The sequence below is a fragment of the Streptomyces noursei genome, assembly GCF_016917755.1.
Lineage (GTDB): Bacteria > Actinomycetota > Actinomycetes > Streptomycetales > Streptomycetaceae > Streptomyces > Streptomyces yunnanensis.
The window spans coordinates 1,081,206-1,104,070 of sequence record NZ_CP070326.1 but is presented as its reverse complement, the minus strand read 5'-3'; the positions used below and the strand labels follow the sequence as shown (position 1 = coordinate 1,104,070).

The 22,865-nt window shown below is 69.2% G+C and carries 26 protein-coding genes and 3 pseudogenes; 15 read left to right on the top strand and 14 right to left on the bottom strand.

Features of this window, described 5'->3' with window-relative positions:
• Positions 1 to 15: 15 nt before the first annotated feature.
• Positions 16 to 375, bottom strand: coding sequence for an ArsR/SmtB family transcription factor (locus JNO44_RS04895; RefSeq protein WP_205369385.1), 360 nt, complete (start codon positions 373 to 375; stop codon positions 16 to 18).
• 166 nt (positions 376 to 541) lie between these two features.
• Between JNO44_RS04895 and JNO44_RS04890 the strand changes: the two genes are divergently transcribed.
• The 3 genes from JNO44_RS04890 (at position 542) to JNO44_RS04880 (ending at position 1,438) form a co-directional block, all read left to right on the top strand.
• Complete coding sequence (locus JNO44_RS04890) at positions 542 to 742, top strand: hypothetical protein (protein ID WP_205361749.1); 201 nt, start codon at positions 542 to 544, stop codon at positions 740 to 742.
• Positions 739 to 981, top strand: coding sequence for a hypothetical protein (locus JNO44_RS04885; RefSeq protein ID WP_205361748.1), 243 nt, complete (start codon positions 739 to 741; stop codon positions 979 to 981). Before JNO44_RS04890 ends, JNO44_RS04885 begins: the two co-directional genes overlap by 4 nt.
• 112 nt (positions 982 to 1,093) lie before the next feature.
• Entirely contained in the window at positions 1,094 to 1,438 is a 345-nt protein-coding gene (locus JNO44_RS04880) for a YunG family protein (protein WP_205361747.1), read from the top strand.
• A 30-nt stretch (positions 1,439 to 1,468) separates the two neighbouring features.
• Here the strand turns inward: JNO44_RS04880 and JNO44_RS04875 are convergent, their stop codons facing one another.
• The 4 genes and pseudogenes from JNO44_RS04875 to JNO44_RS04865 form a co-directional block, all read right to left on the bottom strand.
• Positions 1,469 to 1,864, bottom strand: coding sequence for an STAS domain-containing protein (locus JNO44_RS04875; RefSeq protein WP_205361746.1), 396 nt, complete (start codon positions 1,862 to 1,864; stop codon positions 1,469 to 1,471).
• Between the two features lie 304 nt (positions 1,865 to 2,168).
• Complete coding sequence (locus JNO44_RS43095; RefSeq protein WP_420882737.1) at positions 2,169 to 2,717, bottom strand: pyridoxamine 5'-phosphate oxidase family protein; 549 nt, start codon at positions 2,715 to 2,717, stop codon at positions 2,169 to 2,171.
• Positions 2,691 to 4,232, bottom strand: a pseudogene (locus JNO44_RS04870) (SulP family inorganic anion transporter); the annotation flags it as partial. The pseudogene JNO44_RS04870 and the gene JNO44_RS43095, both read right to left, overlap by 27 nt.
• Before the next feature lie 71 nt (positions 4,233 to 4,303).
• On the bottom strand, positions 4,304 to 4,645 hold the full coding sequence (locus JNO44_RS04865) for an ArsR/SmtB family transcription factor (RefSeq protein ID WP_205361742.1): 342 nt from the start codon (positions 4,643 to 4,645) through the stop codon (positions 4,304 to 4,306).
• Between the two features lie 158 nt (positions 4,646 to 4,803).
• On the opposite strand from JNO44_RS04865, the pseudogene JNO44_RS04860 reads away from it, so the two are divergent.
• Positions 4,804 to 5,112, top strand: a pseudogene (locus JNO44_RS04860) (zinc ribbon domain-containing protein YjdM); the annotation flags it as partial.
• Positions 5,113 to 5,300: 188 nt separating this feature from the next.
• On the opposite strand, the gene JNO44_RS04855 reads toward JNO44_RS04860, so the two are convergent.
• Positions 5,301 to 6,872, bottom strand: a complete 1,572-nt coding sequence (locus JNO44_RS04855; protein WP_205361741.1) for a DUF2079 domain-containing protein — start codon at positions 6,870 to 6,872, stop codon at positions 5,301 to 5,303.
• A gap of 204 nt (positions 6,873 to 7,076) precedes the next feature.
• On the opposite strand from JNO44_RS04855, the gene JNO44_RS04850 reads away from it, so the two are divergent.
• The 4 genes from JNO44_RS04850 (at position 7,077) to JNO44_RS04835 (ending at position 10,114) form a co-directional block, all read left to right on the top strand.
• Positions 7,077 to 7,775 carry a response regulator transcription factor gene (locus JNO44_RS04850; protein ID WP_205361740.1) on the top strand — a complete coding sequence of 233 codons (699 nt, stop codon included), beginning with the start codon at positions 7,077 to 7,079 and terminating at the stop codon, positions 7,773 to 7,775.
• On the top strand, positions 7,756 to 9,327 hold the full coding sequence (locus JNO44_RS04845) for a sensor histidine kinase (RefSeq protein ID WP_205361738.1): 1,572 nt from the start codon (positions 7,756 to 7,758) through the stop codon (positions 9,325 to 9,327). The genes JNO44_RS04850 and JNO44_RS04845 overlap by 20 nt, the downstream gene beginning before the upstream one ends.
• A 305-nt stretch (positions 9,328 to 9,632) precedes the next feature.
• Positions 9,633 to 9,947 (top strand): transposase, encoded by a 315-nt coding sequence (locus JNO44_RS04840; RefSeq protein ID WP_205361736.1) that lies wholly within the window; start codon positions 9,633 to 9,635, stop codon positions 9,945 to 9,947.
• Positions 9,944 to 10,114, top strand: a complete 171-nt coding sequence (locus JNO44_RS04835) for a hypothetical protein (protein WP_205361732.1) — start codon at positions 9,944 to 9,946, stop codon at positions 10,112 to 10,114. The genes JNO44_RS04840 and JNO44_RS04835 overlap by 4 nt, the downstream gene beginning before the upstream one ends.
• A gap of 448 nt (positions 10,115 to 10,562) precedes the next feature.
• On the opposite strand, the pseudogene JNO44_RS43090 reads toward JNO44_RS04835, so the two are convergent.
• Positions 10,563 to 10,690 (bottom strand): annotated as a pseudogene (locus JNO44_RS43090) (glutathione-dependent formaldehyde dehydrogenase); the annotation flags it as partial.
• A 291-nt stretch (positions 10,691 to 10,981) separates the two neighbouring features.
• On the opposite strand from JNO44_RS43090, the gene JNO44_RS04830 reads away from it, so the two are divergent.
• Both JNO44_RS04830 and JNO44_RS04825 read left to right on the top strand, forming a co-directional pair.
• Positions 10,982 to 11,221 (top strand): hypothetical protein, encoded by a 240-nt coding sequence (locus JNO44_RS04830; protein WP_205361731.1) that lies wholly within the window; start codon positions 10,982 to 10,984, stop codon positions 11,219 to 11,221.
• 45 nt (positions 11,222 to 11,266) lie between these two features.
• Positions 11,267 to 12,055, top strand: coding sequence for an SAM-dependent methyltransferase (locus tag JNO44_RS04825; protein WP_205361730.1), 789 nt, complete (start codon positions 11,267 to 11,269; stop codon positions 12,053 to 12,055).
• 93 nt (positions 12,056 to 12,148) lie between these two features.
• On the opposite strand, the gene JNO44_RS04820 is transcribed toward JNO44_RS04825, so the two are convergent.
• Positions 12,149 to 12,664: a GNAT family N-acetyltransferase gene (locus JNO44_RS04820; RefSeq protein WP_205361727.1), complete on the bottom strand. Its 516-nt coding sequence runs from the start codon at positions 12,662 to 12,664 to the stop codon at positions 12,149 to 12,151.
• 41 nt (positions 12,665 to 12,705) lie between these two features.
• Here JNO44_RS04820 and JNO44_RS04815 point away from each other — a divergent pair, with 41 nt between their 5' ends.
• Together JNO44_RS04815 and JNO44_RS04810 are read left to right on the top strand one after the other, a co-directional pair.
• The gene (locus tag JNO44_RS04815; RefSeq protein ID WP_205361725.1) at positions 12,706 to 13,293 is read left to right on the top strand and encodes a methyltransferase family protein; all 588 of its coding nucleotides are present in this window, start codon (positions 12,706 to 12,708) and stop codon (positions 13,291 to 13,293) included.
• Positions 13,294 to 13,505: 212 nt separating this feature from the next.
• Positions 13,506 to 13,673 carry a tyrosine-type recombinase/integrase gene (locus JNO44_RS04810; protein WP_240167414.1) on the top strand — a complete coding sequence of 56 codons (168 nt, stop codon included), beginning with the start codon at positions 13,506 to 13,508 and terminating at the stop codon, positions 13,671 to 13,673.
• Positions 13,674 to 13,988: 315 nt separating this feature from the next.
• Here JNO44_RS04810 and JNO44_RS04805 read toward each other — a convergent pair whose 3' ends face one another.
• From JNO44_RS04805 to JNO44_RS04790, 4 genes are all read right to left on the bottom strand, one after another.
• Positions 13,989 to 14,975 (bottom strand): 1-phosphofructokinase family hexose kinase, encoded by a 987-nt coding sequence (locus tag JNO44_RS04805; RefSeq protein ID WP_268825815.1) that lies wholly within the window; start codon positions 14,973 to 14,975, stop codon positions 13,989 to 13,991.
• Positions 14,972 to 15,409 carry a type I glyceraldehyde-3-phosphate dehydrogenase family protein gene (locus JNO44_RS04800; protein WP_205361721.1) on the bottom strand — a complete coding sequence of 146 codons (438 nt, stop codon included), beginning with the start codon at positions 15,407 to 15,409 and terminating at the stop codon, positions 14,972 to 14,974. Before JNO44_RS04800 ends, JNO44_RS04805 begins: the two co-directional genes overlap by 4 nt.
• A gap of 544 nt (positions 15,410 to 15,953) precedes the next feature.
• A complete protein-coding gene (locus tag JNO44_RS04795; protein ID WP_240167413.1) occupies positions 15,954 to 17,807 on the bottom strand; it encodes a molybdopterin-dependent oxidoreductase in 1,854 nt (617 codons plus the stop codon).
• Between the two features lie 492 nt (positions 17,808 to 18,299).
• Positions 18,300 to 19,175: a universal stress protein gene (locus JNO44_RS04790; RefSeq protein ID WP_205361718.1), complete on the bottom strand. Its 876-nt coding sequence runs from the start codon at positions 19,173 to 19,175 to the stop codon at positions 18,300 to 18,302.
• Positions 19,176 to 19,605: 430 nt separating this feature from the next.
• Here JNO44_RS04790 and JNO44_RS04785 point away from each other — a divergent pair, with 430 nt between their 5' ends.
• Together JNO44_RS04785 and JNO44_RS04780 are read left to right on the top strand one after the other, a co-directional pair.
• Entirely contained in the window at positions 19,606 to 20,505 is a 900-nt protein-coding gene (locus JNO44_RS04785; protein WP_205361716.1) for a pyridoxamine 5'-phosphate oxidase family protein, read from the top strand.
• Between the two features lie 337 nt (positions 20,506 to 20,842).
• Complete coding sequence (locus tag JNO44_RS04780; RefSeq protein ID WP_205361715.1) at positions 20,843 to 21,289, top strand: universal stress protein; 447 nt, start codon at positions 20,843 to 20,845, stop codon at positions 21,287 to 21,289.
• 265 nt (positions 21,290 to 21,554) lie between these two features.
• On the opposite strand, the gene JNO44_RS04775 is transcribed toward JNO44_RS04780, so the two are convergent.
• Together JNO44_RS04775 and JNO44_RS04770 are read right to left on the bottom strand one after the other, a co-directional pair.
• Complete coding sequence (locus JNO44_RS04775; protein ID WP_205361713.1) at positions 21,555 to 21,698, bottom strand: hypothetical protein; 144 nt, start codon at positions 21,696 to 21,698, stop codon at positions 21,555 to 21,557.
• Positions 21,695 to 22,006 carry a hemerythrin domain-containing protein gene (locus JNO44_RS04770; protein WP_205361711.1) on the bottom strand — a complete coding sequence of 104 codons (312 nt, stop codon included), beginning with the start codon at positions 22,004 to 22,006 and terminating at the stop codon, positions 21,695 to 21,697. Before JNO44_RS04770 ends, JNO44_RS04775 begins: the two co-directional genes overlap by 4 nt.
• A 301-nt stretch (positions 22,007 to 22,307) precedes the next feature.
• On the opposite strand from JNO44_RS04770, the gene JNO44_RS04765 reads away from it, so the two are divergent.
• Positions 22,308 to 22,787, top strand: coding sequence for an Hsp20/alpha crystallin family protein (locus tag JNO44_RS04765; protein WP_205361709.1), 480 nt, complete (start codon positions 22,308 to 22,310; stop codon positions 22,785 to 22,787).
• Positions 22,788 to 22,865 lie beyond the last annotated feature (78 nt).

The following is a 22,865-nucleotide window of genomic DNA, read 5'->3' as shown; positions in this document are numbered from 1 at the left end:
CCGCCGTTTGAGGGGCTACGACGGTGCGCGCCCAGGCTTGCCCTCCGCGGTCGCGGCTCGCAGGTCCGCCAGCAGCTCGGCCTGCCCGGTCAGCACCCCGGTCAAGATGGTGCGCGCCACCTTCAGCAGCTCCGCCACATGAGGACTGGTCAACGAGTAATAAACGGTCGACCCCTCCTTGCGGGTCACGACCAGATTGGCGCGCCTAAGAAGCGCGAGCTGCTGGGACAGAAACGCCGGCTCCACATCCATCTGCGTCAGCATCTCCGAGACCGCATGCTCACGCTCGCTCAGCAGCTCCAGCGCCCGAATCCGCACCGGGTGCCCCAGAGTCTTGAAGAACTCCGCTTTGAGCTGATACAGCGGCGCGCTCACCGGACCGGCCTCCTGCCAGCCCTCGACGGCCACAGTGACCGCTCTTCCACGCATCGCGTCCACCCATTCGTCAACGTCATGCGGCCATCCTCGCCCAGCTTGCCCAGGGGCACGGCCTCGTGAATTGCTAAAGTTAGCAACTCTAGAAGTCTTCGGAGGGAGATTCGTGCGGATCGCACCCCTGCGCGGCGCGGGCGCCACTCGCCTCAAATGCCCCGCCTGCAGCCTGACCTGCCACCCCACCGCCCTGACCGCGCACGACCACTGCCCCGACTGCGGACACGAACGACTGATCCGGCTGCACCTCACCCGGGGCGGCCGCGGGGCCGTCTCCGCCACCTCACCGAACCGTCAGGCGCGGGCATGAGCCTGGACTGGCAGTACGCCACCCGCCGCGACGTGACGATCCTGACGCTGACTGGCCACCTCGGCGGCGAAGCCGCCGTACTCGACGCCGCTTTCCGCCTCGGCACCCAGGAACAACCGCTCGCCCTGTGCGGCGTACGGGACCTGCCCACGGCCGTACTCACCGCCACCGAGGCCATCCCGCTGAGCATGTGCCCCGACCTCGACACCGCCCTGGACACTCTCGCTCCCCAGGGCTGAGAACCTCCTCTTTTCCGTGGGGAGAAGGAGAGGAGGCCATGCCCGGCAGTGACCTGCTCCCGAGTTGCTGCCGGGCATCTGGTTGCGTTCGGTAGAGCCGCGTGCTGCGGACGTGCGTGAATGTCGGTCCTCACCCGATGATGTCGCCAACTGGCAGCCGGGCAACCCCGCCTGGGGGCAATGCGACATCGCCGCTCTCGTCGTCCATGACCCCTTCGGCGGCGACCTCATGTTCGGCGACGTGCACCACGCTGGAGAGCCGGCGGGCTACCACTGGTGGAAGCGCCTGCCCAGCGGCATCGAACTCGACCTCACCTTGGAGCAGTTCACTGACGGTCGGTCCGTCACCGGCGCCCGCATTGCCAAACGGCCCGTCGGCCCGCTGCCTCGCCGCTGGAACGAGTACCTGCTCTTGCGCGACCGCGTCGCCGCCAGGCTCGGCCCCCTACCCGGGTAGCCTACGGCCCCGCAGGCCAGCATGGGCTGATCAGGACATCGTCGGCCAGCTGGCGGTGCACCACTGCTGGCGCACCCCCGGCGCCCCCGCAGTGGAGTGGGCAGCCACAGCACTCTTCAGGTCGTGATGCACCGGCAGGGGCGGGCATGTGTCATCGGGGACGAGGGAGCCGTCCGCGGGAATCGCGGCGAGTTCCAACGTCCTGCCGTGCGTGGCCAGTTGTCGGGCGGCCTCGTCGATTGCGGCCTGCCCCGCCGGCGTCCACCCCTCCAGCGCGGTCAGGTCAAGGATCACCGGACCTCTTCCCCGCGCGAGCGCCCAGGCGACCGCTCCGCCGAACCGGCTGGTGTCCTCACGGTCGAGACGACCGACCAGTGACAGGATTCCCATGTGATCGTGGGTGGTGTAGCGCCATTGGATCGTCATGGTGTCTCTCCACGTCTTCTTCTCTACGGGGTCGATGAGGCCAGGTCACAACGGCACGTGATCCATACGCTCGTGCTTGCCGCGTAGGTGACGGTGATCTGAGGTGAGTCCGTGGCCGCGTGCCGGACGCTGTTGGAGACCAGTTCGCTCAGGACAAGGAGGGCGGGCCCCAGGACGGGATGTCTGGGATTGATACCCCAGCCCGTATATGTCATCTCAGCGGTTTCACGGGCCAGTCGGACCGAGGCAGGCTCGTTCGGCGCGACGAGCACACAGCGGAACGGCACGGCGACGGGCTGGCTGATCACCGAGACGCGGGCCTCCCCGCGCCGCGCGGCGCCCCGCCGGAGCCAGCGGCATGAGCGAAGCGGTAGCCGGCGACGGTCTGCGGGTGGATGCGCAGCAGTGCGTCGTGCGGGCCGTGGGCCCAGCCGGACAGGGTGCGCCGGTAGTGGGCAGCCTCGCCCTCGTCGGTGACGGCCTCGGCGAGACCGGATGCGGTCACCGCCCAGCCGGTGCCCGTTGTCGGGTTGATCTGATCGGCGTGGTACGTGACGGCGACCCGGGCGGAGAGGGCCGCCGAGGGAACGGGAGTACGGACGATAAGTCGCCCGTACTCCAGGACATGTGAGGCCGGGCGAATGGCGATCGCTTCCCGCTGCTCGTACACCAACCGGCCCAGTGAGGCGCCTCCGAGCAGGTACAGGGCTTCCTCGCCGGAGATGTCGACCATGCGGCGCGCGGAGGTGGGCGGGGTGGTCATCGGGGGGACTCCTCGGTGATCACGGGGGCGGGGGCGGTCTTCTGGACGGGGATCGGGAGGACCCCGGCCCTCGTGGCGCAGCAGGTCCAACGCGCCTACGGAGCTGAGGACTTGCCGCTGTCCGGGCCGTATGCCCGACGTCATCACGACGATGCCGCGCCGGTTCAGGTTCTCCACGGCGTCCTTGAGGACGAGCGCCCCCGTGGCATCGATGGTCGCCACCCGCGACATGCGCAGGATTACCACGCGGACGTCGGCGACCTCGGCCAGTTCCAGCAGGAAGCGGTGCGCGCCGGCGAAGAACAGCGGCCCGTCGATCCGGTAGGCGACGATGTGCTCGGCCAGCAGGGCGTGTTCCTCCTCGCGGTCTTCGCCCGGCAGGTGCGGTGCGAAGGAGACCTGTTCCATCCGCGCCTGCTTGGCCACCGCCCGCAGTGCCAGCGCGCCCGCCACTACCAGGCCGATGACGACCGCATACACCAGATCCAGTGCGAGGGTGGCCACCGCGGTCAGCACCAGGACGACGGCGTCCGAGCGGGTCGCCCGCGCTATCGCCCGCAGTGATCCGACCTCGACCATGCGGACCGCGGTCGCCAGCAGTACACCGGCCAGCGCAGCCAGCGGGATCCGGGAGACCAGCGGCGCAGCCGCGAAGACGATCACGGCAAGCACGGCCGCGTGGGTCAGGGCAGCGAGCCGCGAGCCCGCACCTGTGCGCACATTGACGGCAGTACGGGCGATCGCGCCGGTGGCCGGGACGCCGCCGAACAGCGGGGCGGCGAGGTTTGCCAGGCCCTGCCCGAACAGTTCCCTGTCCGGATCGTGCTTCTGGCCGACGGTCATGCCGTCCGCCACCGACGCCGACAGCAGCGACTCCAACGCGGCCAGCGCCGCCACCGCCACCGCCGGGGCGAGCAGGGAGCCGAGCGCGCCCGGGTCGAGGAAGGACAGCGACGGTGTGGGCAGGCCGGCCGGAAGGTCACCGATCGGCCTGGCGGCGTTCAGGTGGAAGAGCTGTGCGGCGAGAGTCGCAGCGATCACCGCGACGATCGAGAAGGGGACGGCCGGCCGCCATCGGGCGCCGGCCAGCATGAGCGCGGCCACGGCGAGCGCAAGTCCGACGGCTGTCCAGTTGGGGTGCCGTACAAACTCCTCGACCGCGCGCCAGGTCACCACCAGGACCTTGTCACCCTCCGGCTTGGCCACGCCCAGCGCGCCTGGTACCTGCTGCAGCCCGATCACGCAGGCGATACCGAGCGTGAAGCCCTCCACCACCGGGGCGGGCACGTACTGCATATACCGACCGGCCCGCGCCACGGCAAGGGCGATCAACATCAGCCCGGCGATCAGCCCGACGGTGAGCACCCCACCCGGCCCGTACTGCGCGACGATCGGGACGAGGACCACTGTCATCGCCCCGGTCGGCCCGGACACCTGCAGGTTCGAACCACCGAAAAGCGCGGCCAGTGCGCCCGCTACCACCGCGGTCGCCAGCCCGGCCTCCGCCCCCAGCCCCGAGGAGACACCGAAACCCAGCGCAAGGGGCAGGGCCACGATGGCCACGGTCAGCCCAGCCAGCAGATCCCGCCGCGGATTACGGCCCATCGCCACCAGACCAGCGCGACCAGGCAGCAGAGCACGGACCGAGCCCCAGGCCCGGCCCAGCAGTGGAGTGCTCACTCGGCGCCGACCTCGGCTTCCCGCAACTCGGCCAGCAGCTCGTTCCGCCCGGCCAGCATCTCGGTGAGGATCCGCCGCGCCGCCCGCAACAGCTCCGCGACGTCGCCGCCCGCCAGCTCGTAGACGACGGTGGAGCCCATGCGCGCCGAGGTGACGATGCCCGAGCGGCGCAGCACTGCCAACTGCTGCGACAGCGCCGCCGGCTCGACCTCGATCTCTGCGAGCAGACCTCGTACCGGCATCGGCCCGTCCTGCAGCAGCTCCAGCACACGGATGCGCACCGGATGCCCCAGCATCCGGAAGAACTCGGCCTTGGCCTGATACAGCGGGACCCGCACGAACACCCTCGATCACTCAATACACAGCCCCGCCAGTAGGCGGGACACTGCTTAAGTGCCGTGCCCGCGGCTACTACGGGCACGACCGCTACAGCATGTAGGCAATTGCATATTTTTGCAATTTACAATCTTGCTGCGACCTCAAATGCACCGTCCCCGTGACCGAGAATCCGCCGCCGTGCCCCGAGTGCTCCAGCGTGTACACCTACGAGATGGGCACGCTCCCGATCTGCCCCGAGTGCGGGCACGAGTGGTCACGCACGTCCACTGAACCCGCCAGTGACACGGGGGACAAGGTGATCCGGGATGCAGTCGGGAACGTCCTCGCCGACGGCGACTCGGTAACCGTGATCAAGACCTTGAAGGTCAAAGGCAGCCCCACCGGGATCAAGGCGGGCACCAAGGCGCGCACCATCCGGCTCGTGGACGGAGCGGACGGCCACGACATCGACTGCAAGATCGACGGGCAGGTGCACAAGGGGAGCGCGTTACGGTACGGCGTCTCGGCAGAAGTCGAGGTAGCCGGTCAGCGATGCGGTCGGGTTGCCGAGGGTCACCGGGGTTCTGAAGAAGGTTCGATTCTGTGGACCGCGGTGGGGGCGTGAGGCTGCAACTGAGCGTTCCTTCCGCGTCTCTTGCCGGCCTTGCCGGAACGTCATTGTTGCTGCGCTGAACCGGTTCGGCAGGAGTCAGTCGAGGCCCGCGTTGTGCTCAACAGGGGATTGGCAGGCGCGTCAGACGGATCAGCGCGGCGCAGGACGACATACCCCTGGTTCGCGAAGACGCGGTGGTAGCCGGCGGCCGTGGCTCGGTTCACGACGGCGCGGGCCTCACCGGCGGGCCAGCCGTCGGAGGTGTCGGCGACGATCCAGTCGGCGGGGTGCCGCTGCGGGTCCAGGTGGCGTTCGAGGACGCCTTGGGTGGTGAGGTGGACGGTCGTCCGGTCGGTGAGGTGGGGAGCGAGGCTGTTGCTCGCGAGGACGTGGGCGCCGTCCGGTATTCGGGCCAAGGCGGCGCGCGCTGCGGCCGTGCGCGGGGTGTCCTGCCACAGTCGGGGGGTGAACAGCTGTGACAGTGGGAAGGCGAAGGTGAGCGCGGCGGCGATGGCGAGTGCCAGGCCGGGGACGACTGCGGCGGCCCGTGAGTCGACACGCGGCGTCAGGGGAGTGCGGGCACGTGCGTCGGACAGGGCGACGGCGTGTGTTCCGTCTGGTTTCCGCCCGGTCCGTGCCAGGGCGTCGATCAAGGCGGCGTAGACGATCGGTGCCAGGACCGCCGAGTAGTGGTATTGCGTTCCCCAGTAGGCCGGGTTGTCGGAGGCCAGGCGCCAGCCGAGCGTCGGTATGGCGGTCAGCAGCAGGGGGCTGCGCAGGGCGAGGAAGGCCGAGGGCAGCAGGATCATGAACACGGTGAGGGCCTTGGTGCCCGGGGTGAAGAGCCGCAGCACCGCCTCCCAGGCGTGGGAGAGCAGCGGCGCCAAGCCGCCCCCTGCACCGGTGGAAGCCTCGGCGGTCAAGTAGCCGTACGTCCCTTGGGGATTGAAGTGCGGGATGATCGCGAAAACGGTCAGAGCCATCGCGGTCGGGCCGAGGATGCACAGCACGACTCCGGCTCGCCGGTGGCGGCGCAGGAGGAGAAGGCCGAAGGCACACACGGTCAGCCCCATGTCTTCCTTGACCAGGAGGAGGATCGAGGCCCAGCACGCGGCCCGGACCCAGCGTCCGTCGAGGAACGCGGTCAGGGCCAGAGCCAGCAGCGGCACGGCGAAGGCGACCTCGTGGAAGTCGAAGCCGATCAGTTGCTGGAGCGGCCAGGACAGCGCGTAGGCGGTGCCCAGGCAAGGGGCGGCCCACCTGCCGAGGTGGGCGAGGTGGCGGGTGGCGGCGCGGGTGAGTGTGTATGCCGAGGCGGCCACCAGCGCTGCCTGTGCGAGGAGCAGGACTTCGACGTGCGGCAGCAGTCGGTACACCGGGGCCAGCAGCGCGAGGATGGGGTGGAAGTGGTCGCCGAGCAGCGGGAAGCCGTCCGCTGTCAGGCCGGGCCCGCCGGTGGCCACGCGGATCTCGGAGACGGGCAGGTGCCCCTGGGCGTAGGAGCGGACGGCCTGGCCGAAGATGCCCAGGTCGTAACCGGTGGTGCGGAACTGGGCGTGCCGGCGCAGCGCGAGCACACTGTAGATCACGAACGCGGCGACGGCGACGGTGGCGGCGACGCCCCTGGACGGCACGGCCGGCCGGGACCCTGCGGGCGCCGGCTCCGGGGCGGTCGGAGCACCGCGCCGCGGGGCGACTGTTGCGGGGGCCGTGGTCACAGGACACCTCACAGGAGCGGGGGATGGGCCCCGAGGGTCTCCCGACCTCCCTGAGATGACGCTGAAGCATCCTGAAGATCGCTTCAGGATGGGCGTGCCGTCGCCGGTGATACTGGTGGGGTGCGCTTGCTGGTGATCGAGGACGAGGAGCGGCTGGCCGCTGCCCTCAAGCGGGGGCTGGAGGCGGCCGGGTACGCCGTGGATGTGGCGCACGACGGCCGTGTTGGTCTGTACATGGCCCGTGAGCACCCGTATCAGGCGATCGTGCTCGACATCATGCTGCCCGGCCTGAACGGCTACCGGGTGTGCGCGCGGCTGCGCGCGGAGGGCATCGACACCCCGATCCTGATGCTCACAGCCAAGAACGGCGAGTACGACGAGGCCGAGGCGCTGGACACCGGCGCCGACGACTACCTGGCCAAACCGTTTTCGTACGTGGTGCTGGAAGCCCGGCTGCGTGCCCTGCTGCGCCGCGGCGGCGCGCGCCGCCAGGCGGTTCTGTACGTCGGCGACCTGTGGCTGGACCCGGCCGGCCGAGCCTGCGGGCGAGGCCCGACGCGGATCGAGCTGACGGCCAAGGAGTTCGCGGTACTGGAGTGCCTGGCCGAGCGGGCCGGCGAGGTGGTGACCAAGACCGAGATCGTCGAGCAGGTCTGGTCGGCGGACTTCGACGGCGATCTGAACATCGTGGAGGTGTATGTGAGTGCGCTGCGCCGCAAGATCGACGCGCCGTACGGGCGCGCCTCGATCACGACCGTACGCGGCAGCGGCTACCGGCTCAACGGACAAGGGCACTCCCATGACCAGCGCACCCGCTGACCGGCTGAGCGCGCGAATGCGACGGGCGGTCGGCCGGCCACGGGCCCGGGCGGCGCTGACCGCCGCAATCCTGGCGGTGCTGGCCCTGGGCGCGGGCATCACCTGGCTCCAGTACGCCGATGCCGCTGCGGGCCCACCGGGCGCCACCCTCGTGGAACGGCTCAAGACCGAACGAGTCGGCCGCCAGCTCGACCAGGCCGTGCTGCTGGGCGTACCCCTGACCGGAGTGCTGGTGACCGGCGCGACCTGGGTGGCGGGCAGGGGCGTCGAGGCCGTGGCGCGCCTGCGCGCCGCCCTGACGGCAGGGGCCGCGGCCGCCCTGCTGCTGCTCGCCGACGGCCTGTGGCTCCAGGACCTCGATGCCACCCGTCCCGACTACACGGCCCAGGCCGCCCTGTACTGGGGACTGCGCCTGGGTACCCCGACCATCGGACTCATCACCGGCGCCACCGCCTGGGGCTTCGCCCGACCCTCCGGCCGCAGCCTGCCCCTACGGACCGGCTCCGCCCTCCTCGCCGGAGCCACCGCCGCACTCCTGGTCCTCCTCGCGCTGCTGTGGCTGCGCCACGTGAACACCTCATACCCCGTGTTCAGCGTCGACGCCGCGCTGACCTGGGGCACCCTCGTCGGCACCCCGGCCGTCGGACTCCTGGTCGCCGCCACCGCCTGGGCCGCCGCCGGCCGCGCGCTGCGCCCCGTCGACGCGATCCGCCGCGAACTCGACGACATCACCGCGCACTCACTGGACCGCCGGGTCCCCGTACCGACCTCCGGCGACGAGATCACCAAGCTGGCACGCTCCACCAACGCGACCCTGGACCGCCTGCACAGCGCCGCAGAACGCCAGCAACGCTTCGTCGCCGATGCCTCCCACGAACTGCGCAGCCCCCTCGCCACACTGCGGGCCAGTCTCGAAGCGGCCCTGGCCCACCCCCACGGCGTCGACTGGCCCGAACTCGTACGCGGCGCACTCACCGACATCAACCGACTCCAGGACCTCAGCGAGGACCTGCTCCTGCTCACCCGCCTCGACGCCACCACCCCACCCGATGGCGGCACCGTAGAGCTGACCGCGCTCGCCCACGACCTCGTGGCCGAGTACCAGCATCGGCGTCACTCCCGCCCCCTGGACATCCGTTGCATCGCCGATGGACCCGTCCACGTACGCGGCAGTGCCCTCCAACTGGAACGGCTGCTGCGCAACCTGCTCGACAACGCCTGCCGCTACGCGCGCACCACCGTCCAAGTCACCCTGCGCACCGAGCACGCCGACCACACCCCCTGCACCGACGCCGACGGTCGCCCCGCGCTCCGCCTCGACGTGCTCGACGACGGCCCCGGAATCCCACCGGTCGACCAGGAGCGCATCTTCGAACGCTTCACCCGCCTTGACGACGCCCGCAGTCGGCACACCGGCGGTGCCGGCCTCGGCCTGGCCATCGCCCGCGAAATCGCGGTACGCCACGGCGGTACGCTACGGGCCACGGACAGCTCCCAGGGCGCACGCCTCGTGGCGGAACTGCCCCGGCACCGCCCCGAGGTACACAACTGACTGCGGCTACACACACTTCATCAAAGGCAGTACCAGCACGCACGAGCAGCCGCTGACTGTCTGGGCCGACACCGTCGAACCTGGCCGGGCCGCCCTGCCCCACCAACTCCACCACGACCTGCTTGCATCGAGTCCTTGAGCACGAAATGCGGCCGTACCTCCCTGACCGCCGACACCACCGTTCAAAACGCCGCCCCAGAAGAAGGTGCGCACGGTCGTTGCCACGGTGCACCGCCCGCCTTGAGGATGAACCTTAGGAGCGGACACCCGGACAATGGATCTTGGTGGTCCAGGGGGATGTCCAGGTGGGACGCAAGTCTCCGTATCCGGAGGAGTTCCGGAAGGACGCCGGCGCGCTCTACCGTGCCGCGGCCGGCAGGCGTACGTACGCGGCGGTGGCCGCGGATCTCGGCATCACTGCGGAGTCGCTGCGGACGTGGGGCCGCAAGGAAGAGGACCCGGCGACGCCCAAGAGCCGCGACGTCGGGGCGAGCGCGGTGGAGGAGCTGGCCCGGCTGCGAGTGGAGAACTCACGGCTACTGAAGGCGGAGAAGGAGGGGCAACTGGAACGCGAGATCCTGCGTCAGTCAGCCGCCTATGGTGGCCGGGAGATGAAGTGAGCCCCCACTGCTGGGACTTCATCTCCAACAACCGCGCTGACTTCGGCGTCAAGCGGATCTCTCGCGTGCTCGGAGTCTCCCGCGCCGGCTCCTACCGGCATCTGGCCACCGCTCAGGCCCGTGCCGAGCGCCGTGCCGAGGAGAAGCAGCGCGGCTGCCTTCGCTGAGGTCTGCCGCCGCCACGGCATCCGCCGCAGCCTGGGCCGGGTCAGCTCAAGCTACGACAATGCCTCGCCGAGTCAGTGGACTCCAGCTGCCGGCGGGCGGCTATGGAGGCGAGGACGAGGAACGCCTCGATCATGCCGAACGTGTCGCTGATGCACCTGCGCGCGCCCTCGGCGAAGGGCAGGAGGGCGCCTGGAGCCCGACCGGCCTGCGGCACCGAAGCGTGTCGCGCCGGGCCACAGTCATCTTGCTGTCTCCATGCCTGCGCTGTGGTGTGCGCGGCGGGGTGTGGGCATCCCCGGAGATGCAGGGGCGGCACACGAGCCGGCCGGAGGCGCGACGCGACTCGGGGCCGTGCTCGGCGCAGATGCACGTCCTTCGCGTGTGGTGACCGCGACGCGGTTTCTCGGCGCACGAACTGGTCCGAGGCGCGCGACGTTGACCGCACATGCCGAACGGAATCCGCAACAGCTCGGCCTGCCCGTTGGCACCTGGCGGTGGTGCTTGGAGCACCCGAAGAGCGCGGCGCCCACCCCACATCCAGTGACCTGGGCGGTCACACACTCCGAGTGGAGTCCTGACTTCCTCGGTGACGTCGCCAATTGATGAGCGGCGCCCCGGGCCGCCAGGGCTGACCCGGTCCCCGGCCGGGATCGGCACGCGCAGCAACTTCGTGAGTCGGGGACCTCGGGGTCGGTCACCACGTGCGTCGTCAGTGCCTGCGCGGGTTCGTGCCGACCGCACACCGGAAGGAGGATGCTGCACCGTTCGGGTGACGGTGTTGTCAGGGACGGGATTGCGGTGGCGGGGTGGGTGGGCGCGGGGTGCAATGGCTGTGTCCGAAGCCATTCCTAACCCGAGGAGGAGTCATGTCCCCTGCGGTGGTGGAGTTCATGGAAGACCTTGCGACGGACGTTGCCAAGCAGCACGCGTTCAGCGAGGCGCCGGCACAGTACCTGGCTGCGTCCCGGCTGTCGGAGCAGGAGCGGCAGGCGCTGCTGTCAGGTGATGCGGAGCAGGTGCGGTCGATGATGGCCAACCACACCTCGGTGAAGGAGCAGCCCGACGCCCACGTCATCATCATCTACGCGCCGGACGAGGAGAACTGAGCGACGGCACGCGGTGGATTCGAACATCGAGAGGTCGGTGGCCCGGTGACTGTGACCAACGGAAGGGCGGAGCTCATCGTCGTTGGGACCGGTTACCGGGCCGTCGGCGATCTGACGCTGGAGGCGAAGGCCTGCCTCGAACAGGCCGATACGGTGCTGTGCCTGGTCGGTGACCCCATGGTCATCGGCTACCTGGAACGGCTGAACCCATCGGTGCGCACGCTGGCGGGCTTCTATGCCAAGGGCAAGCACCGGTCGGAGACGTACGAGGAGATGGTGCAGGAGATCCTGTCCGAGGTCCGCCGGGAGCGGTTGGTGTGCTGCGCTTTCTACGGGCACCCTGGAGTATTCGCCTATCCGGGGCACGAGGCTGTGCGCAGAGCACGGCTGGAAGGGATCCCCGCGCGGATGCTCGCCGGCTCCTCCGCGGAGGACTGGCTGTTCGCCGACCTTGGGTTGGATCCGGGGACGTGCGGTTGCCAGAGTTTCGAGGCGAGCGACTTCCTACTGCGCCGGCGTGTCTTCGACGCCACCAGCCTGCTCGTGCTCTGGCAGGTCGGTGTGATCGGCATGACCGACCGCGACCCGGATTTCGACGCGCGCGTCGGCGCAGCGCTGCTGGCCGAGCGGTTGGCGGGGGCGTACGGCGTTGATCACGAGGTGGTGGTGTACGAGGCGTCCCCGTACCCGGTGACATCGCCGCGGATCAGTCCGGTGCCACTTGCCAAGCTGGCGGATACGCAGCTGACCAACAAGTCCACGCTCGTGGTGCCACCGTTGCCCGCCCGTCCCCCTGACCGCGAGATGGCGGCCCGCCTGTGCGTGCCGGTGTGACCGGGGAGCCAGGCAGGTCGGCTACCGCGCTGCTGGTACGGGGCGCAGGCGAGTGGGCGGCGGCCCTGCGCCTCATTACCGCGCGGACGTGGGTTATGCCGGGCGGAGGTCCTCACGCAACAGGCCGTACAGGCACACGTCCCGCCAGGCCCCGTTGCGGAACGCGGCGCCGCGCGCCATGCCCTCATAGACGAAGCCGACCTTCTCGATCCCCATGCGCGACGGAATGTTCTCGGCGTCGATGTGCGCCTCCAGGCGGTTGGTCTGGGTGTGCGCGAACAGGTAGTGAACCAGCCACCGGGCCGCCTGCTCACCGCTTCCCCTGCGGCGTTCTTCAGGCAGCATGCACAGCCCGATGTTCCAGGCGTGAGAGGCGGCGTTGTAGGCCGCCTTCCGCCAGGAGACCACTCCGACCGGCTCGCCCTGGTCCACCACGGCCAGCGCTCCGCCGTCGTCGGTCAGCAGCCCCGTTTCCGCCCAGCGGCGACGCAGTCCACTGCTGAAGCCCGTCCACGCGTACGGGCCGAGCACCGTGGGGTCCTCGGCGACGCCGTCGAGCAGGTGCAGGTCCTCCTCGCGAAAGGGCCGACAGTGCAGATTCTCGCGCATGATCGAACGTTAACCGCATTCAGGATGAAAAGGAACAAAAGATGATGAACTGGCGGGTCGGCGTCTGGACTGTCGCCGGGTTGACCTGCGCCACCTGGTACGGGGTGGAGGCCGCTTGGATGGCCAGACGACGAGGGAGCGGCAGCAGGCCGTTGGCGTCGGAACGGCGCAGCACTCTCGTCCTGCTCGGTACGGGCGTACTCGGCGAAGCCGGCGCGGTTGCACTCGCCTGGCGCAGGCCGACCGTGCCCCTGGTCGGCGACCCCGCAACGGCGGCCCTCGTCGCTCTCCCTGCCGTATGGGCTGGCCTCGCCGTGCGCTGGTGGGCCGTACGCACCCTCGGCACCCACTTCCGCGCCACCATCGACGTCCGCGACGACCAGCCCGTCATCCGCACCGGCCCCTACCGGTATGTGCGCCACCCCTCCTATGCGGGCGGCCTGCTCGCCGTGGCTGGCGCCGCCACGGCGCTCAACGACGTCCCCGCCTGGCTGGTACTCACCGGCAGCACCCTGGCTGCACTGCTGTACCGCATCCGTACCGAAGACACCATCCTCATCCACCATCTCGGCCCCGATTACACCGACTACGCCGCCACCACCCCCCGCCTCATCCCCAGAGTGTGGTAACCGGCACGCGAGACCACGGTGCCCGCCGCCATCAGCGCGCGCAGACGAACGCAGCAGTCCGCCACCACCTTTCGCCGGCTTCGGGGCAGCGTGCCTCCGTCTTGCGGCCCCGTCAGGTCGCGATCTACGACTGGAGTATTTAGGTGCCTCAGAGTGGGCGCATCACCCACCGTCGAGGCGAAAGGGCGTTTGTACCGCCTAGCAAGATCACCGTGGATGAGTGGCTCGACCAGTGGCTAGCCATGAAGGCTGAAGATCTGGAAGAGGCCACCATCTACAGCTACCGGATCACTCTCGACCGGGTGCGGGGGAGGCTGGGTCAGGCCCGCCTTCAGGGCCTGACTGAAGAGGACGTAGAACAGTGGATGCAATGGGGTTGAGGCCGTGGGGCGTTCCCGAGGTGCAGGCATTTATGGCACAGGTTGTAACGGCCGTCCAGGAGTATCCAGCAGGTCCAGGGCGAGCGCATAGTGACAGGCCAGGGCTCGTATGTCTGGGGGCGGCCCAGTTGGTGAGACATGCGAGAGAGCGCCTCTCGCCGCCGCCGGCGGCCTCGCCCTCGGTCTGATGGCCGCACCGGAATTCGCGGCTCCCGCTGCCTTCACCTCTCCGGCCACGGCGCAACTCGCTGGAAGGGCTGGCATATCAAGGACGAGGCGGAGAGCAGGGGAACGATGCGGCGGTAACGTTCCCGATCACGAGCTGGTTCGGAACCTGATCCCCACGTCGCGGCGGAGGGACTCGGCCACCTCCCGGTCGAAGGGCTCGGTGCCGGGGGTGAGTACCGACGCGGCGGCCACGGCCACCCCCAGCGCGCAGGCGCTGACCGGATCGTCGCCTGCGGCCAGCCGAGTGGTGAGCGCGGCCACCATGCTGTCTCCGGCCCCGGCGTCGCTGAGCAGCTTTCCGGGCGGCGATGGTGCATGCAGTTCGGTGTGGCCGTGGCGGGTCGAGCAGAGAGCGCCCAGGTCGCCGATCGTGGTGACGGCGATCTCGGCGGCGCCTGTGGTGAGCAGACGCTCGTTGACGGCTCGGGCATCGTCGAAGCTGCGGACGGTCCGTCCGATGAGGTCGGCGGCCTCTGTCCGGTTGCACCTGAGCAGGAAGACGCCTTCCGACAGCCCCTGCCGCAGCGCCGGACCTGACGTGTCCAGCACCAGCCGGGCTCCGGCCGCCCTGATCCGGCGGGCGACGGCCGCGTAGAAGTCGTCTGGCAGGCCGCCGGGAAGGCTGCCGCTGGCCACGACGTAGCGGCTGGTGCCGATGGCCTGCTCCAGCACATCCAGGCAGCGCCATCCCTCGTGGTCGTCGAGGCGCGGACCGGGCGGGACGATGTGATGGCTGCGGCGCGACTCGGTCTCGAACAGTACGAGTGCTTCGCGGGTCTCGCCGTGGATCTCGACGGCGATGTGGTCGATGCCCTCTTCATCCAGCAATCTGTTCAGGCGCCGGCCGACCTCGCGGCCGGCGGTGTGCACGGCGGTGGCCCGTCCTCCGAGGCGCACCACAGCACGGGCGACGTTGATTCCACCGCCCCCGCCGGCCACAGACCTGACCCGGGCGCGGTTCTTGCCGATGTCGGCAAGGTGGCCGACATCCCAGCACATGTCGACGGTAGGGTTCATCGTCAGGGTGAGAACCGGCCCGGCCGAGGCGGGATCCGGCGCGGCTGCTGCGCTCATCGCGAAGGCGCGGCCTGGCCCAGCACGGCCGGTGTCTGGCGCACCGTCTGCTGAGCACCGCCCCACTCGTTGTCGTAGCCGGCCATGACCGCCCGCAGACTGTCGTCGGCAGAGGCGGTCCGCGTGCGCTCGACGGCGGATGCCCGCAGACCCGGCACGGTGCTGCTGGGCACCGGGGGGTCGTCCTTGATCTCCAGACCATCCCGGTAGCGGCCAGGTGCGGCCTCCTGCCGGAAGATGTCGTTGGCCTCGGCGTCGGTTGTCTTCCGTCTGATCACGCTGACGATGCCGGCCGCGTCGAGGGCGTGATCGGTCAGCGTCGACCGGGCGATGCGGCTGGGCCCGTTAATGGCAACCCGGGCGGTCATGGTTCGCTCCCCACGTTCTTGGCCGAACTGCTGAAGGAGCGGTCCGGCGCCTGGGGTCTTGGTCATGCCGATCGCGGTCGGCTCCCACTCCACCAGCCGGCCGGGCGGTGATGGCTCTCACCGGCTGGGGCCCGGCTACGACGCTAACCCGTCCGGCAGCCCGGCGCACCTCGTCGCGTCACCGGCCGGTTGCCGGCGGAGATCATCGGCGCGGCGCCCGGCGCCCGGCGTGATCCATGGCATCGCGCGCACCGTGGTGCAACGGTCGGAGGAGCGCCGCCTGCTGTCGCTTTATCACTTCCGGGCGCCTGCTCAGGTGCGCGCTCCCGCCTTCGCTGGGGCGGGGCGATGGCCGAGTCAGCGAGTGGCACCCGCCCGACGTGAGGGCGAAGCGTTCGACGGCGTTGAACGCCTTGGACGCGGCGCCGAGGATCTCCTTGTAGGGGTTGAGGCCGACGGTGTCCTTGGCGGCGCCTCCCAGGAGGCCGCCGCCGATGCCGCTGATGACGTCGTGTCCGGCGGCGAGCGGCTTACCGGCCAGGTCCAGGACACTGCGCGGGAGGCCCGCCAGGTCGGCGTACTCATACGGTGCCCGCTTAAGGTCCGTCGCTCAAAGGGGCTGCCGGTAGCCGAAGAATTCGTGGTCCTGGTTGTAGCCACCGTGGCCTCCTCCGATATCGGCGAAGTCCGCGACGAACTCGATCCCACCGATCCACTTGACCTGTTTGAAACCCAGCTGTACCTCGTTGCGCAACCGCAACGGGGCTCCGTGCCCGTAGGACAGCGGTTCACCGTTCATGTCGTAGGCGAGCATGGTGAGGCGGTGGCTCATCTGCTCGATGGGGTGGGCGTCGTAGTACAGGCCCTTGTCGGGGCCGTCGCCGAGAGAGTAGAAGACGACCCACCTGGCCTCGGGTCGGGGCTCGACCAGGTCCAAGATGGTACGCATGGACACGCCGCCCCACTTGGCGACTCCCGACCACCCCTGGATGCAGAAGTGCTGCGTGATCTGTTCGTGGTAAGGCATGGCCCGAAGCTGGCGCAGATCGAGGGCGACGGGGTTGTCGACCAGGCCGCCGATCTGCAGCTGGTAGCCGGCGAAGTCGCTCTCGAACAGCTTCCGGTACTCCGGCGAGTCCGGATACTGCCCGTTGTGCCAGAAGTAGGGAGAGATGTCCTTCTCGGTGTATTCGCCGGGGCTGGAGTCCACATGCTCGAAGAGATGCTGAACAGGGCCGATGAGGGCGTGCCCGAGGCGCTGCACGGTGCGAGGATGCCGCAGCGTGAACGGGGTGGCCGTGATCCAGCCGGCAAGGACGACCATCATGGACGCCAAGAAGACGTAGAAGCCGGTCCAGTCGCCACCGGCTCGCGCGGCGTAGACGTGGTTGAGGTTGCGCAGCAGTCCGGTGGTGAACACCAGGCTGACATGGACGATGGTGAAGAGCACGAACCACACCAGCACCAGGAAATGCAGCGACCGTGCGGCCTGGATGCTGAGTACCTTGCTGATCCGCTTGAAACGGGTGGACAAGGCCGGGGACATGCCCAGGCCGGTGACGAGTGCGGCTGGAGCAGCGACGAAGACCGTGATGAAGTAGGCGATCTGCTGCAACCCGTTGTAACCAACCCAGGCGGTCTCGGTCGGCCAGTCAAGAGACATGTACTGGAGCAGGGCCGAGACGGCGTGGGGGAAGACGACCCAGCTCGTGGGCACCACCATCCGCCACTGGCCGGTTGCGAAGAGCAGGGCGTAGAAGACCAGGCCATTGAGCACCCACAGGACGTTGACGCCGAGATGCCACCACCGGGCCAGCCCGATCGAGTGCCGGATGCCTGGCAGTCCGACCTGGCCCGGCAGACTGATCGAGCCCTTCTTCGCCGTCCACAATGGGTCGGCGGGAACCGGCTTCTGTGCGCGGAACCACTCCCTGCCCGGAGTGCTGTGCCGGGTCCAGTACAGCCGAGGGTGATCAGCGAAAATCTGCAGCCCCGCACGCACGATGAAGAGCATCAAGAACAGGTTCAGAAAGTGCTGTACCCCGGTCCAGGCGGGCAGACCACCGGTTCGAGTCAGGCCAGCCGACGTGACCGTGCCGGGGTAGTGCTCGATGAAGTGCCGTACCGCAGGGACGTGGCGAAGGCCCTGCGCGGCGGCGACCGCGCTGATCAAGATGACCAGCCCCAAAGGCAGGAGCCACAACAGGTTGAACCAGCTGCCACGGCCGGTACGCAGCCGCGGGGCGATACCGTGCGCCTGCGGCACCGATCCGGCCCAGGTGGCCGGATCGACAGTGTCCTCACCAGTTGTCAGGTGCGTCCGATAGCTTCGCACGGCCTCTGGCGAGATGGATGTGCGCGACGGAGTAGCCAGATCAGCGGGTCCGGAGTGGCCAGCGTTGTCGGCCATCGAACATGTCACCTCCCAGGGCGGGTGGTACGACGGCGTGATCAGCGCGGCCATGATGTCCCAGGCGTTATGTCGAGGCCGCATAACGCGCGCTGTGAACCTTGATGTCATACCTTCAGCGGCGTGACAGCTTCCGAGGACGCCTTGTCGGCTCCCTCCCCGGACGCATTCGGGCACGGCGTCCGACACTGGTCGCAGGACCTCCTCGACCGCAAGATCCTGCCGCCCGCCGCCTCCTGACGCGAACGCCATGTTCCCGGCCGGCACTCGTGTTGTCGGGCAGGAGCCGGGTGCGATCGTCCGGGCCGCTCCGCACCTGAGCGGGAAGGAAACTGCCCATCGCGGGAGTCAACAGGCGCCCCGATCAACTCTGTTGGGAGGCGACAGGCTGAACGGCGGTAAGGAACGCTCGCGAGGGCATGGCTCTGGCAGTTCGGCAGGTTGACGACCGCGCTCCGGCGCAAGGGCTCAACCCCAGTCTGCCAGGGCTGGCACTGGCAGACTGCCGCTGCAGGGCCGGGCCCTGCTGGTCACCGATGACCCGGTTCAGTCATGGGGCACGACGGCGAGCGGGCAGCGCGCGTGGTGGATGGCGGCCTGCGCTACGGGGCCCAGCCGTGGCGCCAGGACGGCACGGTGCTTACGTCGTCCTACGACCACGAGCCCCGCCCCCTCGGCAGCTCGTACGACGGCCTGGGCCGGGCTTTCGAGATCGATGATGTCGGCGACCGCCACGCCCGGAAACTTCTCGCGCCAGCGGCCGAGGACCCAGTTCAGGCGCTTCCGTACGTCCTGCGTGATCTCTTCGGTGACGGTGTGGTCCACACCCCAGGGGGCGTAGGCATGAAGCGGCACACTCCGGCCATGGACGACCCGAAGGGGCACACCCCTGGCCGCGGCTGCACCGAAGGCGAATGCGAGCAGGTCGTCGCACGGTCCGTGGAGCTTCAGTGCCACCACGACACCACCTGCCGCAGGCGGGACGGGAGAAGTCCCTGGTTCGCCCGTGCCGGCACGCACCAGGACCACCGGCCGCTCGGCCCGCGCCACGACGGCCATACTGATGTCACCCAGGAAATAGCTCTCCACGGGCCCCAGCCCTCGCGAGCCGAGCACCAGCATCTCGGACTCCGATGCTGCCTGAAGCAGCGCGTTCTGGGCATCGTCAGCGATCAGGTTGCCGATGATGGTGAGGGCGGGGTGGCGCGCCTGGAGTTCGGCACGCGCATTGCGCACGATCCGCTTCGCCCAGTAGTTCTGATCGACCTCCGCGGGGGCGCGGGTCGGTTCCGGCGCCAGCAGGGGCCAGGCATGGAGCAGACGTAGTGTGAGCTTGCGCCGCTCGGCCTCCTCGGCGCCCCAATGAGCGGCGGCGAGGCTTTCGGGCGAGCCGTCCAGGCCCACCGTGAGGACTGGCTCCATGGCGACTGCCTACCTCTCGTGAGAACCCGGAATGGCGGCGGAGCTCGATGCCGCCCCCATGCGCCGGCGGCCGCGCAGCCGACGATGACAGGCACGCGACGGGCGAGCGCCGCCGCCGGCGAGCTGAAGAGTGTGCTGCCCATTCGAGGAATACCCTCAATACGCCTGCGTCGCATGCGGTTGGCGTGCAACCGGCGGCAGGGATGGCATGCGCGGGACAAGTGTGTGTCGTGATTCCCCTGGTGCTCGGCACCGATGGAGCGGAGGCGGTCCTCGAAGCGGTGTACCAGGCAGTCGGAAAGGAGCCCGCAGCGCGAGACCGGCCGTCCTGCCGCCCGGACCAGGGTCCCTGAGCCCATGCGGTGGCACGGTACGCGTGGCACCGTTGGGTACAGCAACAATGTGAGGCCGTGAGGAAACGGTGGCCGTCATGCGCGCTCAACTCGGCGATCAGCTCATTGTCGAAAGCCCGTCCACTGGTGTCACCAAGCGCGACGGCGAGATCGTCGGACTCCACCACTCGGACGGGACCCCGCCCTACGACGTGCGCTGGTCGGATACGGACGAGGTGACGCTCGTGTACCCCGGACCCGACGCGCACGTCCGTCACATCGAGCACCGGCCCGCAGGACAGGAAGAACAGGTGGGGGACAGGTCCGGCAGGACCCGGCTGGTCGGGGCACCCGACTCCGGTGGCATCGGCCGACGCATCGCTGCGGAGCGCAGGCAGCAAGGACTGACCCGAGCGGAAACCGCTCGCCGTGCCAGAATGGCGCCGGACTACCTGGCGTACCTCGAAGAACGGCCGGTCGCCCCGAGCCTGGCGAGCCTGATCAGACTGGCCTCGGCGCTCGGCACGAGCGTCGCAGCCCTGCGCGGGGGCGGTGCCGATCTGCCTCCCGGCCAGGGCCAGGCGCTTCTCCACCCCCAGCTGCGAGACCTCGACCCCGACGAGTGCCGCGCCCGGCTTTCCACGCACGGGGTGGGGCGCGTCGCGGTGTCGACACCCGACGGTCCGGCCGTGCTTCCGGTGAACTACGAGGTCATCGACGAGGCGATCGCGTTCCGGACAGCCCCGGATTCGGCCCCTGCGTCGGCAGTGGGGACGGAAGTCGCCTTCGAGGTGGATCACGTGGACGAGACCATGAGTCAGGGTTGGAGCGTGCTCGCCGTCGGCCCGGCGCAGGTCGTCACTGATCCCGACACGGTGCGACGCCTGGCGGAGCTGGCTCACAGCGAGCCGTGGGCCGGTGGCGAACGCGAGATGTGGGTGTCGATCCAGCCCGTGCGCCTTACAGGGCGACGCATCAGTCCGGCCGATCAGGAGTAGCCACCCCACGGCGCTGAGCCCTGTGGTTCGGAAGGTTGCCGAGACGGCCGGGACGGTCGCCAGACACGACGGCTGTCTGTGGCGGTGTCGGCTATGAGGCGTGGCAGTGTCGGCTGCGCGGCACACTCACCGCGATCGGTCCGCGATGGCTTGGAGCGGGGGAACTTCCGGGGCGCCGGCGGCCGCCGCTGCGGTGCCCGAGTCGCTGGGTGAGGACACGGCGTTCAGTATGGGAGGCGACCGGGCCCATGCAGCGGAGGCGAGCCCCGCCGAGTGGCACCGACAAGTGCGCTGCGTGGAGGCGGAGTCGGCGGCGGAGGGACCAGGGAGGTGCGCGATGAGCAGGGCACCCGGCCGTCGAATCGTCGTCGGTGTCGATGGATCAGCGCCGTCGAAGGCCGCCCTGGGGTGGGCGGTCGGCCAGGCCGAGCTGACCGGCGCCGCTGTTGAGGCGGTCTACGCCTGGCAGTTCCCGTACTCCTGGTGGGGGTGGGCTCCTCCCACCGAGGAATCCTTCAACTTCGAAGACAACGCGCGCGCAATTCTGACCGAGGCAATCGACGGTGCCATCGGCCCCGACCGGCACGTCCCGATCACGCCGCGCGTCATCGAAGGCAACCCGGCGCGTGTCCTGCTCGACGCCGCGCACGGGGCGGACCTGCTGGTCGTGGGCAACCGGGGGCATGGCGGGTTCAGCGAAGCGCTGCTGGGTTCGGTCGGCCAGCACTGCGTCCAGCACGCAGTGTGTCCGGTCGTCATCATCCCCGGCCCGGGAACCCGGTGAGCCAGTCCCTCTCGGCTAGCGGCGGGACGGTGGTCCGGGGGCTGGAGGAGGTGGTCGGCGGCGTCGCGCGGGTGGCAGCGGCTGCATGTGGGTGCTGCGAGGAGAGCGGGGGAGTCCTACGCCCTGCTGGTGGCAGAGCCCACGGCCCGGACAACGCAGCCTTCACCACCGCGGAACTCGCCCATGGCGGGGTCCCGGTGCGTTCGTCAGCGTGACCCTGCAGCGAGGGGCGTATTTCTCCGGGAACCCTGCGAACGACGCCCGGCTATCTGGCGCCCTTCTGCATGACGCGGAGTTTCTTGGCCAGACTGTCCAGCACGTAGGGGTGGACAGCCAGCCGGAGTTTGGGGAAGAGATGGTTCTCGTCGACGTCGACGTGCGCGCGGAATTCGCTGTGTAGCTGGCTCACCAGGCGCGGTCGAAGTCGGAGTCGTTCGGTTCAAGGTCCCGCAGCCGTTCCAGAAGGCGTCGCATCCGGTCGTGGTCGTCGCTTTCCTGAGCCGTCAGTTCATCACCCTGGTCCAGGTGTTCGCACATCACCGGATGCAGGTGCTGCTCCTCGAAGGTCAAGTGCCTCATCAGCTCGATCACGAGTGTGTCGACCAGTCGCTTGCGGTCCGTACTCCCGGGCTGCGCGTCATTGAACTGCATGAAGAACCCGTCGAACATGCGGTGATCGACTGTCAGCTCATCGACGACGTCGGCATCGCCTCGCACGACGCTTCCTCCATCACGGATACGGCAGCCGGCCGGTCCGACCGCGGCACCATCTCTTCCCGCCCGGCCCGCTCCGTAACAAGGAGCTGGGGCGGTGGGCTCTACCAGCCGGGTTCGGCGGAGAGTGAAAGGACCGGCGCCGGGAGACTGACCAGGTATTCCCACCGGAACCGCCGCGCATGTACAACAGGCCGCCGGTCGCTGTCGAGCGGATCACCCGGGTGGCTGAGTCGCGAGGAATGTGAAGGCGGCCCAGCATGGAGGGTGACCTGATTCCGTCGCTTCGCGGAGGTGAACCGCGATGACTTTGCCCGTACGTCACCGTCCCGGCTGGCTCCTGGAACGGCATTTCCCCACCATTCGCTGGGAAGAGCCCTTCGCCGCGGAGTTCAGTGATCTGTTCCAGCGGATGAATCAATTCCTGGAGAACGCCGGCGACACGCCCTCCATGGCAGGGGCCTGGGTGCCGCCTGCCGACATGCACGAGACGGACGACACCTATGTGGTCGAGGCCGAACTGCCCGGGATCAAACGCGAGGACATCGACGTCGAGGTCGGTGAACGACAGCTTCACATTACCGGCGAGTACAAGGAGTGCGAGCGGGAAGGCGTCCTGCGCCGCAGCACCCGGCGTACCGGCCGCTTCGAGTACCGGGCGCTCCTGCCCACCGAGGTCAAGGCCGACGACATCACCGCCAACCTGACCGACGGGATACTGACCGTCACCATCCCCAAGAGCCAGGGCACCAGGCCGCGGCACATCGAGATCACTCAAAGCTGAGGACGCGCTGTCGGCGGCGGGGCGCCATCCGTCCCGCCGCCGGGGACCAACGACGACGCTGCCGGCATGCGAGAGATG

Bases quoted from the DNA above. Each gene is read 5' to 3' on its own strand.
- JNO44_RS04885 (WP_205361748.1), top strand. From the start codon at position 739: ATGAGCCTGGACTGGCAGTACGCCACCCGCCGCGACGTGACGATCCTG.
- JNO44_RS04875 (WP_205361746.1), bottom strand. From the start codon at position 1,864: ATGACGATCCAATGGCGCTACACCACCCACGATCACATGGGAATCCTG.
- JNO44_RS04845 (WP_205361738.1), top strand. From the start codon at position 7,756: ATGACCAGCGCACCCGCTGACCGGCTGAGCGCGCGAATGCGACGGGCG.
- JNO44_RS04830 (WP_205361731.1), top strand. From the start codon at position 10,982: ATGTCCCCTGCGGTGGTGGAGTTCATGGAAGACCTTGCGACGGACGTT.
- JNO44_RS04820 (WP_205361727.1), bottom strand. From the start codon at position 12,664: ATGCGCGAGAATCTGCACTGTCGGCCCTTTCGCGAGGAGGACCTGCAC.
- JNO44_RS04815 (WP_205361725.1), top strand. From the start codon at position 12,706: ATGATGAACTGGCGGGTCGGCGTCTGGACTGTCGCCGGGTTGACCTGC.
- JNO44_RS04805 (WP_268825815.1), bottom strand. From the start codon at position 14,975: ATGAGCGCAGCAGCCGCGCCGGATCCCGCCTCGGCCGGGCCGGTTCTC.
- JNO44_RS04800 (WP_205361721.1), bottom strand. From the start codon at position 15,409: ATGACCAAGACCCCAGGCGCCGGACCGCTCCTTCAGCAGTTCGGCCAA.
- JNO44_RS04795 (WP_240167413.1), bottom strand. From the start codon at position 17,807: ATGGCCGCGCTGATCACGCCGTCGTACCACCCGCCCTGGGAGGTGACA.
- JNO44_RS04790 (WP_205361718.1), bottom strand. From the start codon at position 19,175: ATGGAGCCAGTCCTCACGGTGGGCCTGGACGGCTCGCCCGAAAGCCTC.
- JNO44_RS04785 (WP_205361716.1), top strand. From the start codon at position 19,606: ATGCGCGCTCAACTCGGCGATCAGCTCATTGTCGAAAGCCCGTCCACT.
- JNO44_RS04780 (WP_205361715.1), top strand. From the start codon at position 20,843: ATGAGCAGGGCACCCGGCCGTCGAATCGTCGTCGGTGTCGATGGATCA.
- JNO44_RS04765 (WP_205361709.1), top strand. From the start codon at position 22,308: ATGACTTTGCCCGTACGTCACCGTCCCGGCTGGCTCCTGGAACGGCAT.